The organism is Alteromonas sp. M12, assembly GCF_037478005.1.
Classification (GTDB): Bacteria; Pseudomonadota; Gammaproteobacteria; order Enterobacterales; family Alteromonadaceae; genus Aliiglaciecola; species Aliiglaciecola lipolytica_A.
In genome coordinates, this window is sequence record NZ_CP144164.1 from 839,698 (window position 1) to 857,629 (window position 17,932).

Below are 17,932 nucleotides of genomic sequence, written 5' to 3' on the forward strand. Positions count from 1 at the left end.
GCACCAGTTTTTGCGTATGTGCCATTCCAAGGTTAATTGCCAGACTAAAAGCATGAGGAAACGAGCATGGCGTTTAAAACAGAAGAAGATAAAAAAGCCTATTGGCGAGATAACCTCTCGTTAATGTTAAAACTGCTGATTGTATGGTTTGTTGTATCGTTTGGATTCGGCATTCTGCTAGTTGATGTACTAAATGAAGTGAGATTTTTCGGCTTCAAACTTGGTTTCTGGTTCGCACAGCAAGGTGCTATTTACGTATTTGTGGCGTTGATTTTTGTCTACGTTCGTCAAATGAATATTTTAGATAAACGCTACGGCGTAGACGAAGAGTAGGAGAGCTCAGATGGACGTACAAATTTTAACTTTTATCATAGTCGGTGCTTCATTTTTACTTTATATCGGCATCGCAGTATGGGCTAGAGCTGGCTCAACCAATGAATTTTATGTTGCTGGAGGCGGGGTACATCCCATTGCTAACGGTATGGCTACAGCCGCCGATTGGATGTCAGCCGCTTCGTTTATATCAATGGCCGGTTTGATCTCATTTATGGGATATGACGGTGCAGTTTACTTACTCGGGTGGACTGGTGGTTACGTACTACTTGCCCTTTGTCTTGCACCCTATTTGCGTAAGTTCGGCAAATTTACGGTGCCAGATTTTATCGGAGACAGATACTACTCTCAAACGGCTAGAACGGTAGCGGTAATCTGTGCCATCTTTGTTTGTTTCACTTACGTAGCTGGACAGATGCGTGGTGTTGGGGTGGTATTCAGTCGCTTCCTTGAAGTGGATATTGTTTCTGGTGTAATTATTGGAATGGCAATCGTATTCTTCTATACCGTATTAGGTGGTATGAAAGGCATTACCTATACTCAAGTCGCACAGTATTGTGTACTCATCTTTGCATATCTTGTACCTACCATCTTTATTTCAATGATAGTAACAGGTCACATTTTACCGCAAACAGGATTTGGAGCGACACTCGCTGATGGTTCGGGGGTGTATATGCTAGACAAACTCGATGGACTCTCCCTAGAGTTAGGGTTCAACGAGTATACATCGGGTACCAAAAGTATGATTGATGTATTCTGTATCACTGCCGCGTTAATGGTCGGTACAGCTGGATTACCGCACGTTATTGTTCGTTTCTTTACCGTTCCTAAAGTTCGTGATGCTCGTTACAGTGCTGGTTGGGCATTGGCTTTTATCGCAATTCTTTATACTACCGCTCCTTCTTTAGCATCCTTTGGTCGAGTCAATATGATCGAAACCATTAACGGTACTGATCAAATGGGCACTAACTATAGTGAAGCCCCTAGTTGGATTACTAACTGGGAAAAAACGGGTTTGATAGTTTGGGATGATAAAAACAACGACGGTAAAATGTTTTACTCAGGTGATGAACGCAATGAAATGGACGTGGACCGTGACATCATGGTTATGGCTAATCCAGAAATTGCAAACCTTCCTGCATGGGTAATTGCTTTGGTTGCCGCAGGTGGTGTAGCCGCAGCACTTTCGACTTCAGCAGGTCTGCTTTTGGTAATCTCGACCTCAGTTTCCCATGATTTATTGAAACGAAACTTGATGCCGGATATTACCGATAGAAAAGAACTGTTTTATGCACGCTTAGCAGCAGGTGTAGCCATATGTATTGCTGGATACTTCGGGATTAACCCACCCGGATTCGTAGCACAGGTGGTCGCCTTCGCGTTCGGTCTTGCAGCTTCGTCCTTCTTCCCTGCTATTATTATGGGAATATTCATGAAGCGAATGAACGACAAGGGCGCAATTGCAGGTATGTTGGCAGGTATCACATTCACTACTGCTTACATTATCTACTTTAAATTTGTAAACCCAGCGGCAAATGTACCTGAGAATTGGTTATTTAAAATCTCACCAGAAGGAATCGGTACTATAGGTATGTTAGTTAACTTCGCTGTGGCATTAGTTGTATTGAAATTCACTGGCGATTCGCCAGAAGAGATTCAGCAACTAGTAGAAGATATTCGTTATCCGAAAGGATCAGGAGAAGCTTCTGCTCACTAAGTGAGACGGGTAAAACTCAAGATGAATTAAGCCCGATTGAAATCGGGCTTTTTTATTTTAAATTTAACAGTAAATTAAACCTAAAATTGGAGAGTAAAGTGACTAGCATTCCTCAACAATCGCTGGACTTCTTAAAAGCTTCTGCTCCTTTTGACCAGCTACCCGCTGAGAAGATCACTGCATTGGCAAAGCATATTACCGTTGCTTATTTGACCCAGGAAAATGCCAAGCAAATATTGACGGACAGAGATAATAATCTGTTTTTAATTAGTAGCGGCCAATTTACCGTTAAAGACTCCAACGAGGTTGAGCAAAATTTAAGTGAAGGTGACTTTTTTGGGGTTGGGAATTTACTTAATAAGTTGCACCATGCTATTGATATCAAAGTTGATAGTGCGGGTTTACTTTACTGCTTTCCGGCCGAACAGTTTGATATTTTATGTAATGAAAATCCGGCGGTGGCTAAGTTCTTTGAAACTTATCATTCAGACCAACTTTATAATGATGCCGTGTCAGATTCTAAATCTATGTGGTTGTATAAACCTATTAGCGAAGTCATCTCTGAGCGCGTAATCAGTAGTGATACAGATACCTCTATTTTAATTGCGACGCAACAAATGTCTGAAGCCAGTATTTCTTCATTATTGATCACCGAGGGTGACAAGTTAGTTGGCATTTTAACTGATAGAGACATTAGGAATAGGGTTGTTTCAAAGGAGGTAAGTGTTCACTTACCAGTGTCTGAGGTTATGACTAAAGAGCCTTTCAAGATCACTGAAAACAGAACTCTTTTTGATGCTTTATGCATGATGACTGAGCACAATATTCATCATCTTCCGGTTGTTGATAGGATAACTCACATTCCGTTAGGAATGTTAACTTCCAGCGATATGATTCGTCATCAACGAGGCAACATCTTATTTTTAATTGATGAATTGGCAAAGGCCAAAAATCTCTACGAACTCACTCGTCTTAGTTGGCAATTGCCGCATTATTTTGCCAAACATGCTAAACGCTTAGGTGATTTTGATGTGGCTGGCAAAGTGCTGTCTCAAGCCACTGATATTATGACTCGAAAGTTACTGACCTTTTACCAACAACAAAATGGTAACCCGCCATTTGATTTTTGCTGGCTGGTTTATGGCTCTCAAGCTCGTGAAGACCAAAATATGGGGTCAGATCAAGACAATGGGTTATTGTTGGAGCGACGACCTAATCCTCAGGAAGATGAGTACTTTGCGCAGATGTCACAATATGTGTGTGAAGGTTTAGGCAAATGTGGCATTAAACTCTGCGATGGTAACATTATGGCATCTAATTCAGAGTTGCGGATGAGTGTCGAAGATGCCGTGATAGAATCTGAAAAGTGGGTGAATCAACCTACTTTAGAGGCCATTTTACATTTTAATATCTTTTTAGATGTGCGCGCTGTTGCGGGCAATAAAGACTTGTTTGCAGCGCTTCAAGCGGCCCGAAAACCCTTGTTAAAACAGCCATTATTTCTGTCTGCTTTGGCGCGACATGCAGCAGAAGTTGCTGTGCCCTTATCCGTGTTTCAAAAATTTGTGTTCCAAAAAGGTCATCAACCTGAAGATTGCATAGACTTAAAAGTGCATGCCATTGCTATCATTAATAACCTAGTGCGAATCTATGCGTTAGCAAAAGGATTAGAAATGCCATCCACTTTAGGAAGGCTAGATAACCTAAAAGAAGGTTCGCAACTCACTGAAAGTGATGGCAATGACTTACGAGATATTTGGTTGTTTCTGAATCGGTTGCGATGGCGTCACCAGTTACAAAATAGCGTGACGAATAATTATGTCTCCATAAGTGACTTATCATCTATTCAACGTCACCAATTAAAAGCCGCGTTTAAAACCATTAAGAGAAGTCAGCAAGGTGTTTCAATGAAATTTGCTGGTGGTTAATGGACACGCTGCGGTTTAGGTTAAAGAAAAGCGTTGAATAATAAAAAATACTGTTGAGCATGGCTAAACAGTCGACAAAATAGGATTAGTAATCAATGTGGCAAACACTGAAAAATTGGTTCGTACCCAAATCAACTATTCCAGAACATTTTCGACATGTGCCTTGGCAACAAATTCCATTTTTGTCGATTGATTTAGAGCTCACCTCACTTGACGCAAAAGAGTCCAATATATTGTCGGTTGGCTGGGTGGAAGGGAAAAAAAGTAGCATTGCATTACGCAGTTGTTATTACAAAGTGATTGCCACAAAAGCTTCTTTGAATCAAAGTCCTGTTATTCATGGTTTGTTGGATGAACATATTGCCCAAGGTGAGCCAGTAAAAGTTGTACTTGAGAAACTAAAACATTATGCCCAATCCCATGTGTGGGTGTTTCATAATACTAATTTAGATATGTCAGTGCTGAACAAGGTTTTTGCAAAACTAGGAATCCCGTTACCGGCAATCGTTACCTTGGATACATTGCAAATAGCCCTCTATCAAATACGTAAATCCAATCACGTGCCAGCGCCTAATGCTGCGACACTGACATCATGTCGACAGCGGCATAATTTACCTTTAGCTCCGGCGCATAATGCGTTAGATGATGCAGTGGCGACCATGGAATTGTTGTTTGCACAGTTAAGTCAGCTAGATCGTAAAGGCAAAGAACCCTTATCAGCCCTAACCGGAACAGGTGCTTTGAAAGTGTTTAAAGCGACCTCATCCACAGCGCGGGGCTAAAGCACCCGCCTACAAATCCAACAACGTAGCATGGCCTTTAGGCCATGAAATATCTCATACACATTGCAGGGCTAAAGCAGCCGCCTACAAATCCAACAACGTAGCATGGCCTTTAGGCCATGGAATATCTCAAACACATTGCGGGGCTAAAGCACCCGCCTACAAATCCAATAACGTAGCATGGCCTTTAGGCCATGGAATATCTCATACACATTGCAGGGCTAAAGCAGCCACCTACAAATCCAATAACGTAGCATGGCCTTTAGGCCATGGAATATCTCAAGCACATTACGAGGCTAAAACAGCCGCCTACAAATCCAATAACGTAGCATTGCCTTTAGGCCATGGAATATCTCAAGCACATTGCATGGCTAAAGCACCCGCCTACAAATCCAACAACGTAGCATGGCCTTTAGGCCATGGAATATCTCAAACACATTGCGGGGCTAAAGCAGCCGCCTACAAATCCAACAACGTAGCATTGCCTTTAGGCCATGGAATATCTCAAACACATTGCGGGGCTAAAGCACCCGCCTACAAATCCAATAACGTAGCATGGCCTTTAGGCCATGGAATATCTCAAGCACATTGCGGGGCTAAAGCACCCGCCTACAAATCCAACAACGTAGCATGGCCTTTAGGCCATGGAATATCTCAAACACATTACGAGGCTAAAACAGCCGCCTACAAATCCAATAACGTAGCATTGCCTTTAGGCCATGGAATATCTCAAGCACATTGCGAGGCTAAAGCAGCCGCCTACAGGGCTTTTTTGGTGGGCATGACGACGTTGGCAAAAATTAATCCTGCCACTAACGACATTAAAATTAAAAATGTTTCCTGACCGATATGATCTGCCTTAATAAAGTCCTGTCCGGAAATAAAGGAGTTCAAACCTATATACGTTTTTGAACCAGGTACCAACACAATCAAACCATGCATAGCAACAATAGTCGAAGGCGCATTCATGACTCTGGAAAATAAGTTTGAAAAGACCCCTAAAGCAAATGCGCCGACGAATGCACCTAATCCATTCTCTAAATAGGCAGAGCTCCATGTGGAAGCGCCGTATGCGATAAACGTCGATACAATAGCCCAAGGTACATGCTTCAAGCGGGTGCGAAATATCGCTACCAGACCTATGCTTAGCAGCAGCACCCCTAACCAGTTAACCCAAAAGGGTAAGGTATCGGCAACTTGCAATTCTTGTTGACCAAAGAGCTGGTAACCAAGGGTGATACCGATAAATGCGCCGAAATACAATTTGAATAATTGCATAATCGCATCCATCACTCTTGCGGTCCCAGAAACTAAGTTACGCGAGGATAATTCTGCAAGTCCAATAGTTAAGGACAGTCCTGGAACTAAAATAATCAGCGACGACAAAATTATCAGCCATATATTGAACCCTGACTCAAAATAATAATTAATTGCACAGGCGGAAAAACCAACCGTAAAAGACGCCACTGACTCTAACATTAGGTTGACGCGTTTTGAGCGTAGTGCCCAAAGTGTCCAGAAATAGACAATCACACCCAATACACCAGACCATAAAATTTCCGGCCAACCAGCCCCCATTAGCATAGCAAAGGCACTGGTTGAAGTACCAAAAGCTACCCCTGTAAGCGTTTTGTTGTAGGGGCTTTGCATAGTATCAATTTGATCCAAACGTTTGTCCGCATCTTGCAGGTTAATTTCACCTTTTAATAATTGATAAGCTAGTTCATCTGTCAGTGATAACGAATTCATATCCAATTCACCGGGATCAATTCGCGCGGCGTGGTTATATTCTTCTTCGTGTCGGTCGCTCCACAACACTATTGACAATGAAGTCGGGGTAGATATAAACGAAGCGTTTACACCTAAGTGCGCAGCAACTTCACTCAAATACGCTTCAAGTCGAAACGAAGGCGAGCCATATTTATGCAACATTTTGCCTAATTTGAGTATAAATCTGCGTATCTGGATAAATTCCGACTTGTCCACTGCTTTGCCACTTAAACCTTTAGGTTACGAGTATTCTAAAAATACTCAATTGAATCAATATCATAACTAACTTTTGTTAGGCTATGCTTAACTAATTCGCAAATTGTAGAGCCTACAAAGTTCCAACGCAATGGACATTTATTGTACTCTTCGGATAAAAAAAACTAATGCATAACTAGTCAACTTAGCTTACAGGATAGGTAGGCAAATTAAGATCAAGCTGGCAATCCAAATGGTTTCCATTATGAGTAATAAGATAGGTTTAGTTCCTACTTCAACTAATTGTTTTAAATTGGATTTCATTCCAATTGCAGCGATAGAAACGACTAATGCAAAGCGTGAAATATGAGACGCCGATTCTGTGACAGCAGAGGGGATTGAAAACACGCTATTGATGATCATCAGTACAACAAAAATAATCAGAAAACCGGGAATTCCAGGTGCTTTATTGGTACCAACACGTTTAAGTCTTAATTTTAAAACCAGCAGAATAGCAATTACCACAGGCATCAAAAATGCGACTCGTACTAGTTTTGTTAGCGTGGCCAGGTCACCGCTTTGTTCAGACACCGAATATCCCGCTCCAACTACCTGGGCCACATCATGAATGGTAGCGCCTAAAAAAATACCGGTTTGTATCTGATCTAAATTAAATTGCGAGGCAATAATAGGGTAGAGAATCATCGAAAGTGTAGACAGCGCAGTGACACCAATTATGGTCAATAAAGTATCACGATCTTTGTGTTTGCTGTCTGGTAGTACAGCGGCGATGGCCATGGCTGCTGACGCACCACAAATACCTACGGCACCGCCTGTTAACACTCCAAAACGTTTTTGCATACCCAATAATCGGGCTAAAACCGTGCCGATTAAAATGGTCGTTACAATCGCGACAATTAACAATAACGCAGTTTTCCAGCCTAATGCCACTAGATCGCCAAAAGCGATGCGAAACCCAAGCATAGCGACGCCAAATCGCAATATATGGGTGGCAGTAAACTCAATGCCTGCTTTGCATTGAGATTCCTCATATAGGAATGACAATGCAATCCCTAACAGCAACGCAAATAACATTGAGGGGGCACCATAATGTTCGCTTAAAAATAGTGCGGCTAAACCAACTATTGTGGCCAGCATCACACCTGGTATCAAGGCTTTTAGTTTGTACATAAGAAGGGGGTTAGTTGGTTATTTGAGATCAAAATAAACTACTTCTAATTAGTGAGAGTTGCGACTAACGATTAGCACCATAAGATAGCATTTTTTGGACGTTTAAAGCCATCGAATTGTAGTAATAGCGTATCGATAGGTTCACATTTTGGATGTTAAGAATATCTATGAAAAGTTGTTTTTTGGGCATGTTAGGGTGGGGTGAATGGCCATTTATTGGGGATGAAAAATGTGGCTAAAATCGATTTTTGTACTATGGTTAAAGTAAGTTTTTGGAGTTATTTATGAAACTTTTTTTAATATTATGTACCACATTAATTGTTATGACTGGTTGTCAAACTACCACCAATCAGATGGTTATCGAGTCTCGCCATTTATTGAATGATAATGCGTTTCCAGATTATCAAGAAATAAAAATTGAAAGTGAAGAGGAGATTTTTGCACTAGACAAAGAGGCCAAAGATTTTATTCAAAAGCAGGTTGCAATTGTTAAAGATCCTGTTGATAGAATGGAAACCTTGGTGCGCCTGATATTTGACCGCTCAGAGTTTAATTTGTTGTATATGGGAAGTGCCAATACCGTGGCCAAAGAAACCTTCCAGCGCCGCGCTGCTAATTGTCTTTCGATGTCTATTATGACTTATGCATTAGCAAAAGAAGCTGGGTTCTCGGTACGTTTTCAAGATGTTCAAATTCCAGAATATTGGACCAGAAGAGCTGGGTATAGCTTACTAAATGGCCACATTAACTTAATGATCATGCCTCGTGAACCTGGCGTAATTCATCTAATTAATACCGGCCTACAAGTGGATTTTGACCCGCAAAATCCACAAAAAAGTTTTCCGAAACAGGTAGTCACTAAACAATCTGTGACTTCGATGTTTTACAACAATAAAGGCGCAGATGCGTTGCTTTCCGAATCTTATACAAAAGCATATGCGTATTTCAAAAAAGCCGCCATTTTATCTCCCAACTTTATATCTACATGGATAAACCTTGGTATTCTCTATCGTCTAGTGGGCGATTATGAATCTGCCGAGAGCGTTTATCTGTATGCTCTTCAATTAGATGAAGACAACCTAACTGGTTGGGAAAATTTAGCCTTTTTATATGAAGTTACCGGCCGCTCGGAAAAAGCGTCTGCAATTGTGAATCGCATCGAAAGAGTGAGAAGTGATAATCCTTTTCATCATTTTATTCAAGGTGAACAATCATTTGAAAATGGTGAATTTGAGTTGGCTTTAAAACATTATAGAGATGCCTTGAGATTAGATAGAAGTAAACACGAAATTTATTTCGGATTGGCAAAAGCCTATTATGAACTAGGGGATGTACGTCGCAGTCAATTGTATTTTAAAAAAGCTAAAGACCGCGCACGTAGTCATCAAGACCAAGAACGTTACCAAGGGAAATTGGATTTACTCAGCCGTGATGATAGTAAAAAACACTAAGTTAATTGCAAGCTTGAGCTTGCTATGGCCATTGATTAGTTACGCAGATTGCAACCAATTTGAGTTAACCCATAATATCGATGGCGAGCGTTTATGGAAGGACTTTAGCTACTTAGCATCAGATGAAATGCAAGGACGTAAAAATCAGTCCTCTGGTTCTAAACTCGCTCAACAGTTTTTAGTCAATCGATTCTCTGAAATAGGATTGAAATCTTTTTCAGAGGATCAAAAATATCGACTGCCTTTTCGCTATGAAACAACTTTCTCACACATTGATGGTGTGAATATCGGCGGCTACCTTATGGGCAGAACTCATCCGCAACAATTCATTGTCATAAGTGCGCATTATGATCACATTGGAACGCGCGGCACAAAAGTTTTTAATGGTGCTGATGACAACGCTTCTGGCGTTTCGGCAATGTTGGCGATAGCAGACAAAATTGCTAAGCAAGGATCTGAATATTCGATCATTTTTCTGGCCACCGATGCCGAAGAAAAAGGCCTATATGGCTCTAAAGCATTCGTACAAAATCCGCCCGTTGAACTGCGCCAAATTAAGTACAACCTTAATTTAGATATGCTCTCGCAGAATCAAGGCAAAAATCGATTGTACGTTTCTGGTGCACGATATCATTCACCATTTAAGAAGGTTGTAGCCCAAGCAATTGATGAGGCAGGGTTGTGCTTAGTTAATCAACACAGAAGAAACCAACGAGGCTATTCAATGGCAATGGGTTCAGATTGGCGCAAAGCCAGCGACCATGCTTCGTTTGGTAAAGTAGACATTCCCTATTTGTTCGTAGGTGTGAGCGAGCACGCTTTTTATCATACTGAAAAAGACACGGTAGAAACCGTTGATCCTGAATTTTTTCAAGCTGCTGTAGAGACGAGTTTTAACATCTTGAGGTTAATGGATAAATTACCAGAATAGAAAACGGCGCAAAAAAAGGCACTTAACCTGAAAAGAAAAAGTGCCGATATTTAGCTGCTTCGCGACAGACTATGAAATTTATTTTAGGCTACGCCAAGCTCACGTAAACGTTCTTTCAAATAGCTATCCGCGGTGTGACGTTCTGATAAAACCACATCGGGACGAGGGTGTAAAAATAGTGGCAAAGAGATACGAGATTTAGTCATATCTGCGCCCGCAGGGTTAACTACTCTGTGGGTAGTAGAAGGAAAATAACCACCAGAGGCTTCTTGCAACATATCGCCAATGTTGATGATCAGGTTGCCAAAATCACTGGGCACATCAATCCATTCATCGCCAGTGCCTTTCACTTGTAAACCCGGCTCATTCGCAGCAGGCAAAATGGTCAATAGATTAATGTCTTCATGGGCAGCTGCGCGGATAGCATCGGCTTCTTCGTCACCTGTAAGTGGCGGATAATGTAAAATTCTAAGTAAGGTTTGCTCACTGTCTTTTATCATATTGCTAAGTGGTTGACTGTATAGTTTTGCTACATCAGCAGGAGAGTATTTTTCAACCCAAGTGAGTAATTCAGCTGCTAAATTCATGGCTGCCTGATAATAGGCCGCTGCTTCTTGTTTTAATTCCGCAGGGCATTTTCCCCAAGGGTAATAATGGAAATACTCTTTAATATCTTTTTTCTTAAACCCTTTAGCTGTTTCAGATACGCTGGTAGGGAAAAAACCATCTTGAGTTTCTTTATCGAACAAAAAGCTCTGTTTATCTTCGGAATCAAACCATGCTTGCCAATTTTTGTAAATCGACGACACCGATGATTTCGATATTGGATGATTTTTTAAGACTCCGAATCCCGTTTTATGTAACGACTCGACAAATAATTTATCTGCCCCTGGCGTTGTATAATCTACTGCTTCTAATTTCATAATATTTCCTGTGAATTACAGCAAAATCAATGTATTGCTGCAAATTTTGTATATTGTACTGGCGAGCAATTTACCTATAAAGTAACAAACAGACCTGCTAACGCGGCACTCATTAAGTTAGATAAGGTTGCCGCTATCACTGCTTTTAATCCTAAACGCGCAATTTCTTTACGTCGTGTAGGAGCAAGTGCTCCTATGCCACCCATTAATATAGCAATGGAAGAAAAATTGGCGAATCCACAAAGCGCAAAGGTAATAATCGCTTGAGATTTCACTGATAACTCTGCTTGATATTTAATGAAGTCCAAATAGGCAATGAATTCATTTACTACCATTTTTTGACCAATAAAACTGCCTGCCAAATTGGCTTCATCCCATGGCACACCTAATACCCATGCTAAGGGTTGGAATAAATATCCTAATATCACTTGTAAGCTTAGCTCACCTTGTCCAAACCAGCCGCCGATGCCACCAATTAAACCATTTAAGATGGCAATCAAGGCAATGAAGGCCAACAACATCGCCCCAACGTTTAAGGCCAACTGCAGACCTGAAGCGGCCCCCGTTGCGGCTGCATCAAAAACATTGGCGTAGCTGTCGTCATCTTTTTGCAATTCATCTAATTCATTTTTGTAGGTTTCTGTTTCTGGCAAAATAATTTTCGCCATCAGTAAACCACCGGGCGCGGCCATAAAGCTTGCCGCTAACAAAAACTTAATATCTACACCTAACTGGGCATAACCTACCATTACCGCACCGGCAATGGACGCCAAACCACCAACCATAATTGCGAACAGTTCTGAACTGGTCATTTGTGGAATAAAAGGTTTTACCACAAGAGGGGCTTCTGTCTGACCGACAAAAATATTAGCCGCTGCGGACATAGATTCTGGGCGACTGGTTTTTAAGAAGAACTGTAAAAATCCACCTATTAACCGAATAACCCATTGCATTACACCGATGTAATACAGAACCGCGATCAACGAAGAAAAGAACACAATTGCAGGTAATACGTTAAAGGCAAAAATAAATCCTAGTGACTTATTACCCAAAGGACCAAATATAAAATCAATACCTGCTTGACCCATATCCAAAACCCACTGCACGCCGGCAGACATTTTGAGCAGCGCGTCTTTGCCCGCAGGAACGTAAAGAATCAAAGCCCCTACAGTTGCTTGTATAAAAAAAGCTCCGCCAACTGTTCGCCAGTTGATGCTTTTACGGTGGGCTGACAAGCCATACGCTATGGCTATTAGCACCACAATTCCAAGTAAACCGATCATGGGATTTCCTTTTTATTATTATTTTTTTAGTTGATTTTTATTCATTAAGTAAAGCTTGTTGAATATGTGATTTAATCACATCCAACGCAATATAGTTTTCACCACCTTGGGTGACAATCACATCAGCGGTAAATCTACTTGGTGCAATAAACTGATGATACATTGGCTTCACGGTACTTTCGTACTGGTGAGCTACTGATTCTAAAGTTCTGCCCCGTTCTGCAATGTCGCGTTTTATTCTGCGTAAAAGGCAAATATCCAGTGGCGTATCAACAAAGATCTTCACATTGTATAAAGGTTCTAAGTCAGGGCTTGCCAATAACATGATGCCTTCAACAATAATTACCGGCGCAGACTCCAAAACTTCTCGCTGTTTAAGTCGAGTATGGGTTTTGTAGCAGTAAGTTGGGTATTCAATGGGTTTGCCTTCTTTCAAGTCCTTTAAGTGCTTAACCAACAATTCATGCTCGAATGCTTTTGGATGATCGTAATTGTTTTTTTCACGTTCATGCATAGGCAAATGATCTTGGGCACGATAATAGTGATCTTCGCGCAAAATTTGCACAGGTCGGCCCTGTTGAGCAAATTCATTTAGTAGATTTTCTGTAAACAAAGATTTACCAGAACCTGAAGCACCAGCAATCGCGATAATAAGTGGAGAAGCCATTTCGACCCTGAATCAATAAAAAACTTGGCAAAAGATACCAGTCATCGCAAAAAAAGTCAGTCTGAATAAAAAAAATTATACTAATTTGTTCAAAAATTAAGTATAAATTAGTCCTAGACTAAACGGTCTGATTTGTATGTGACTGTTTAGTCTAGATTTTATTGTTTTTTACTAAAAATTGAATTGACCAAGTGGTCAAGAAAGTAAATGAAAGGTTATAACGGTGTGGCTTTGGGGTTAATTTTAGAATTAAATTTTATTGCTGACACCTTAGTCATAAAAGTGTAATAATTGACCTGATACAATACGCCCGATTTGAAACTTAAGCATCTAAAGTTTCATGACGCAGCGCAACAAGACTGTGAATGAAAACTGGATGGGCAGAAAAGAACACACACTACTTAGGAAAACACAATGTTTAAAAAAACCAAACTGAATCGTATTGCGATTGCAGTGGCTATGTCTGTTGGCATGTCAACAGCAGCAATGGCTCAAGTTACCTCTTCAGGTATGAATGGGCAAATTGTAGGGCCAAATGGCAATCCTGCTGAAGGGACGGTAATTAAGGTTACTCACGTACCTACAGGTGCAGTTAAAACAACAACTGTTAACGCTGCAGGTACTTTCAACCTAGACGGCCTTAGAGTTGGTGGTCCATACACGATTGAAGTTGATTCAGATACTTACTCTGATCAAACCATCAATGATGTTTACTTGAACTTGGGTGAAACTGCATCAATCTATCGCGAGTTAGCTTCTGCAGGAAGCGTAGAGCGTATTGCAGTAACCGCTTCGCAAGTTAGCAGTCTATCTTTTGGTAAAATTGGCCCCGGCGCTAATTTCGACCTTTCTACTTTAGAAAATGCACCAGCTATAAACCGTGACATCACTGATATCGTTCGTATTGACCCTCGAGTTTATGTAGACGAAGGCGGTAACGGTGGAATTCAGTGTGTGGGTAAAAGCCCTCGCTTTAACAGTTTGACTGTTGACGGTGTTCGCATGAATGACTTGTTTGGTCTTAACTCCAACGGTTACCCAACTGAAAGAATGCCTTTCTCTTACGATGCCATTGAAGGTGTTGCAGTAGAAATTGCTCCTTTTGATGTAATCTATGGTGGTTTCTCAGCGTGTAATATTAGTGCTGTAAGTAAAACAGGTACTAACGAAGTTCACGGTACGGCTTTCTACGATTATGGAAGCAACGACCTAAGAGGCGACTCTTTAGAAGGTGAAGACGTTAATATCGGTGATTACTCAGAAAAACGTTACGGATTTAGCATCGGTGCTCCACTAATCAAAGATACCTTATTCATCTTTGCTGCATATGAGAAACTAGAAGGTGCTAACTTATTCGACCGTGGTGTTATCGATTCAGGTGCTATCAACGAAGTTAATCTAACACAAACTCAACTAGATGAAATCATTCGCATTTCCAATGATTTATATCAGTTTGATCCAGGCGCTGTTCCTTCAAGTCTTGCTAATGAAGATGAAAAAATCCTAATTAAATTAGACTGGAATATTAACGAACAACACCGTGCTTCATTCACTTATAATTACAATGATGGTAATAACTTCTCTGAATCTGATGGCGATTCTGATGAGTTCGAACTAACAAGTCACTTGTATGAGCGTGGCGCTGAAATGACATCTTACTCAGGTGTGCTTTATTCAGATTGGACAGATAACTTCACAACTGAAGTACGTGTTTCTTATACAGATTTAGATAATCGTCAAAACTCACTTACCGGTGACGGTACTTTGTACGGAAACGATTTTGGTGAAGTTAAACTTTTCTTAGATGACGTTACTGTTTACCTAGGTTCTGATGATAGTCGCCAAGCCAATGATTTGGATTGGGATGCGTTGAGCCTTATGTTCCGTGGTAATTACTACTTCGATAATGGTCACACGCTAACTTTCGGTTATGAAAGCGACAAGTTAGATGTATTTAACATCTTCGTTCAACACGCAGAAACTTCACTTTCCTTCGATAGCATTGAAGACTTTGAAAATGGTTACGCAAGTGATGTTGAATATGGTGGTGCTTTCTCTGGTAATTTTGACGACCGCGCTGCAAGCTGGGGATACACTGCCCACAGTACTTACATTCAAGACGAGTTTTACTTAACAGATGATTTGAAAGTAATTGCTGGTTTACGTTATGACTGGATCACTTCTTCTGATCACCCTGAAGAGAATGCTGACTTTCTTGCTCAAAATGGTTACAGTAACTCTGCTAACCTAGATGGCGTAAGTCTTTTACAACCTCGTATTGGCCTTAACTACACGCTAAATGACAGCACTGAAATACGTGGTGGTGTTGGCTTGTTCTCTGGTGGTAACCCGAACGTTTGGATGTCAAATAACTACTCAGGTACTAACGTAGCTGGTGGTGAAGTTGACGGCGGTGACTTCGGTTACGACGATGGTTCTCGTAGCTTGTTCGACGATGACGTTGTTTGGGTTAATGTTGAAGATGGCGCTCCTGTAGGCCCTGGTTACGGCGTTCCGTCTGAACTAGATGCGTTGGTGGATAGTGGTGTTGCTTCTAACTTCGAGTCTAACAACCTAGACCCAGATTTTGACATGCCAAGTGAGTGGAAATTATCTGCTGGTGTAACACACGTGACTGAATCTGACTATATTCTAAATGCAGATTTATTAGTGTCGTTTACTCAAGACCAAGCGATGATCAAATACGTAGGTATTGAAGAAGTAGGTTTTACTGACGAAGGTTATGTTGATTATGACCGCAATGGATATGGTTCACTTGAATTAACTAATTCTGGCGAAGTATCAACTTCTTACTCACTAACCACTACACTACAAAAGTCGTGGGATAATGGTATGCGTTTGGTAGCTGGTTATTCTTATAACCATGCCGAAGATGTACAACCAATGACTAGTTCGGTTGCTTTCTCTAACTATCAATATAGAGCGTTCACTAATCCTAATGAAGACGTTTCTTCATTATCAGATTGGAACATTGAGCACCGTCTTACTGCAGACTTTAGTTATGTTGTTGAACTAATCCCTGGACTAGATACACGCTTTAACGTTTATGCGTTAACTCAATCTGGTCGTCCTTATAGCTTTGCCCGTACTGATGGTAATAGCGTATTTGGATACACTCCATACCTAGATAGCGACAGTGTGTTGCCAATTGGTGTTGAGCGTAATAGCGAAGAAAGTAGCTGGTGGACTAAAGTTGATATTGCTGTAAGACAAGAAATACCTGCTTTCTCTGAAGATCACAGTGCTTCAGTAAGTATCACTATCGATAACTTTACCAATATGTTAAATGATGATTGGGGTATCTTAGAAGAAGTTAACTATAACACTGCTCGACTAGGTGATACTTCACCAGAAAGTCGTCAAGGTGATGCTTCTTTATGGGAAATGCGCTTAGGTATTAGCTACAAATTCTAATTTGTAAGTTAAACCAATGTAAAAGCCGGTCTTTATGACCGGCTTTTTTGTGTTTGAAGGTAAGATATACTAATAGATTCGAGGTATTTAATATGCGGGTTGATAAAAAATGAAGTTCTTTTCGATAATCTTAGGAGTGCTAATCGCAATGCAATTAGTTAGCTGTGCTAATTCTCAACCAACAATTCGAGTGGCGACCTTTAATGTGAGTATGGAAGCGGACAATTATCGAGGGACAGAAGCGCAGCAAAACCAGCATGATCCGACTTTGTTGTTTAAGCATTTAGCCACAGGCGATAACCAACAGATAAAAAATATTGCACAGATTATTCAACGAATTCGGCCTGATATTATTCTGCTAAATGAGTTTGATTACAGCAGCGATCCGTCGTTGGGTCCTGACGCTTTTATCAACAATTATTTGCAGGTTTCACAGCAAGGGCAGCGGGCTATTGATTACCCATATTTTTACTATGCACCGGTCAACACAGGGGTTGCTAGCGGTGTTGACTTAAATAACGACGATAAAATAGAAAACTCAGGTAGTGATGCTTTTGGTTTTGGTCGTTATCCTGGACAGTATGGGATGTTGCTATTGAGCCGCTATCCCATTGATTTGCAGGGCGCTCGAACTTTCCAAAAGTTCTTGTGGAAAGACATGCCTCACAACACTTTAGGGAAAATTAAGAACACCGATGGTAGTGCTTGGTATTCACCTGAGGCGATTCAAATCTTACGCTTATCGTCTAAATCCCATTGGGATATTCCGATTAACATAGAAGGTAAGACGGTACATGTTCTTGCGAGTCATCCAACTCCTCCGGTATTTGATGGGCCGGAAAATCGTAATGGTTTGCGAAATCATGATGAAATTCAATTTTGGAATGATTATTTAGACGCCGGTTCAAAAGCTGACTATATCTATGATGATAAGGGCAACAGAGGCGGCTTCAGTGGCGAGCGTTTTGTTATATTAGGGGATTTGAATGCATCTGCAAATGAAGGCGATGGAGAACGCACTATGATGGCTGATTTACTTGCTCATCCCCGTGTTGCTCAACACGAATTACCCAAAAGTGCTGGTGCGAAAGAGTCAAACTTGAATAACCCTAATGCCAAATATCATACCGCAAAGTGGGGCTTAACTGTTGACTATGTGCTGCCATCTAAAGCTGGCCTTTCAATACTCGACTCAGGGGTATTCTGGCCCAGTAAAAGTGAGCCAGGTAGTGAATTAGTTGAAGAACGACAAGCATCATCTGATCATCGCCTAGTGTGGCGCGAAGTTGAGTTGAAATAACCTACATATTGTAGGTTAACCCTTGC

The 17,932-nt window shown here is 41.0% G+C and carries 13 protein-coding genes; 8 read left to right on the top strand and 5 right to left on the bottom strand.

All coding sequences use genetic code 11. The features are described from left to right. Positions 1 to 66: 66 nt before the first annotated feature. From VUI23_RS03555 to VUI23_RS03570, 4 genes are all read left to right on the top strand, one after another. Complete coding sequence (locus tag VUI23_RS03555; RefSeq protein WP_216047605.1) at positions 67 to 333, top strand: DUF4212 domain-containing protein; 267 nt, start codon at positions 67 to 69, stop codon at positions 331 to 333. A 10-nt stretch (positions 334 to 343) separates the two neighbouring features. Further along, a complete protein-coding gene (locus VUI23_RS03560) occupies positions 344 to 2,050 on the top strand; it encodes a sodium:solute symporter family protein (protein ID WP_342806848.1) in 1,707 nt (568 codons plus the stop codon). A 98-nt stretch (positions 2,051 to 2,148) separates the two neighbouring features. Further along, a complete protein-coding gene (locus tag VUI23_RS03565; protein ID WP_303500888.1) occupies positions 2,149 to 3,978 on the top strand; it encodes a putative nucleotidyltransferase substrate binding domain-containing protein in 1,830 nt (609 codons plus the stop codon). Between the two features lie 95 nt (positions 3,979 to 4,073). After that, entirely contained in the window at positions 4,074 to 4,760 is a 687-nt protein-coding gene (locus tag VUI23_RS03570; RefSeq protein WP_216047602.1) for a 3'-5' exonuclease, read from the top strand. A 759-nt stretch (positions 4,761 to 5,519) separates the two neighbouring features. Here the strand turns inward: VUI23_RS03570 and VUI23_RS03575 are convergent. Continuing rightward, the gene (locus VUI23_RS03575) at positions 5,520 to 6,746 is read right to left on the bottom strand and encodes a threonine/serine exporter family protein (RefSeq protein WP_216047600.1); all 1,227 of its coding nucleotides are present in this window, start codon (positions 6,744 to 6,746) and stop codon (positions 5,520 to 5,522) included. Between the two features lie 189 nt (positions 6,747 to 6,935). Next, positions 6,936 to 7,916, bottom strand: coding sequence for a putative sulfate exporter family transporter (locus VUI23_RS03580; RefSeq protein WP_303500889.1), 981 nt, complete (start codon positions 7,914 to 7,916; stop codon positions 6,936 to 6,938). A 284-nt stretch (positions 7,917 to 8,200) separates the two neighbouring features. Here VUI23_RS03580 and VUI23_RS03585 point away from each other — a divergent pair, with 284 nt between their 5' ends. Beyond that, positions 8,201 to 9,367: a tetratricopeptide repeat protein gene (locus VUI23_RS03585; protein WP_342806850.1), complete on the top strand. Its 1,167-nt coding sequence runs from the start codon at positions 8,201 to 8,203 to the stop codon at positions 9,365 to 9,367. Further along, positions 9,348 to 10,298 carry a M28 family peptidase gene (locus VUI23_RS03590; protein ID WP_342808240.1) on the top strand — a complete coding sequence of 317 codons (951 nt, stop codon included), beginning with the start codon at positions 9,348 to 9,350 and terminating at the stop codon, positions 10,296 to 10,298. The genes VUI23_RS03585 and VUI23_RS03590 overlap by 20 nt, the downstream gene beginning before the upstream one ends. An 83-nt stretch (positions 10,299 to 10,381) precedes the next feature. Here the strand turns inward: VUI23_RS03590 and VUI23_RS03595 are convergent, their stop codons facing one another. The 3 genes from VUI23_RS03595 to udk all read right to left on the bottom strand — a co-directional run bounded on the left by VUI23_RS03595 (position 10,382) and on the right by udk (position 13,171). Continuing rightward, positions 10,382 to 11,221, bottom strand: coding sequence for a 2OG-Fe(II) oxygenase family protein (locus VUI23_RS03595; RefSeq protein WP_342806852.1), 840 nt, complete (start codon positions 11,219 to 11,221; stop codon positions 10,382 to 10,384). Positions 11,222 to 11,295: 74 nt separating this feature from the next. Then, a complete protein-coding gene (locus VUI23_RS03600) occupies positions 11,296 to 12,504 on the bottom strand; it encodes a NupC/NupG family nucleoside CNT transporter (protein WP_342806854.1) in 1,209 nt (402 codons plus the stop codon). A gap of 37 nt (positions 12,505 to 12,541) precedes the next feature. After that, entirely contained in the window at positions 12,542 to 13,171 is a 630-nt protein-coding gene (gene udk, locus VUI23_RS03605; protein WP_342806856.1) for a uridine kinase, read from the bottom strand. A gap of 414 nt (positions 13,172 to 13,585) precedes the next feature. Between udk and VUI23_RS03610 the strand changes: the two genes are divergently transcribed. Together VUI23_RS03610 and VUI23_RS03615 are read left to right on the top strand one after the other, a co-directional pair. Continuing rightward, positions 13,586 to 16,606, top strand: a complete 3,021-nt coding sequence (locus VUI23_RS03610; protein WP_342806858.1) for a TonB-dependent receptor — start codon at positions 13,586 to 13,588, stop codon at positions 16,604 to 16,606. Between the two features lie 148 nt (positions 16,607 to 16,754). Further along, a complete protein-coding gene (locus VUI23_RS03615) occupies positions 16,755 to 17,906 on the top strand; it encodes an endonuclease/exonuclease/phosphatase family protein (protein WP_342806860.1) in 1,152 nt (383 codons plus the stop codon). Positions 17,907 to 17,932: the final 26 nt, after the last annotated feature.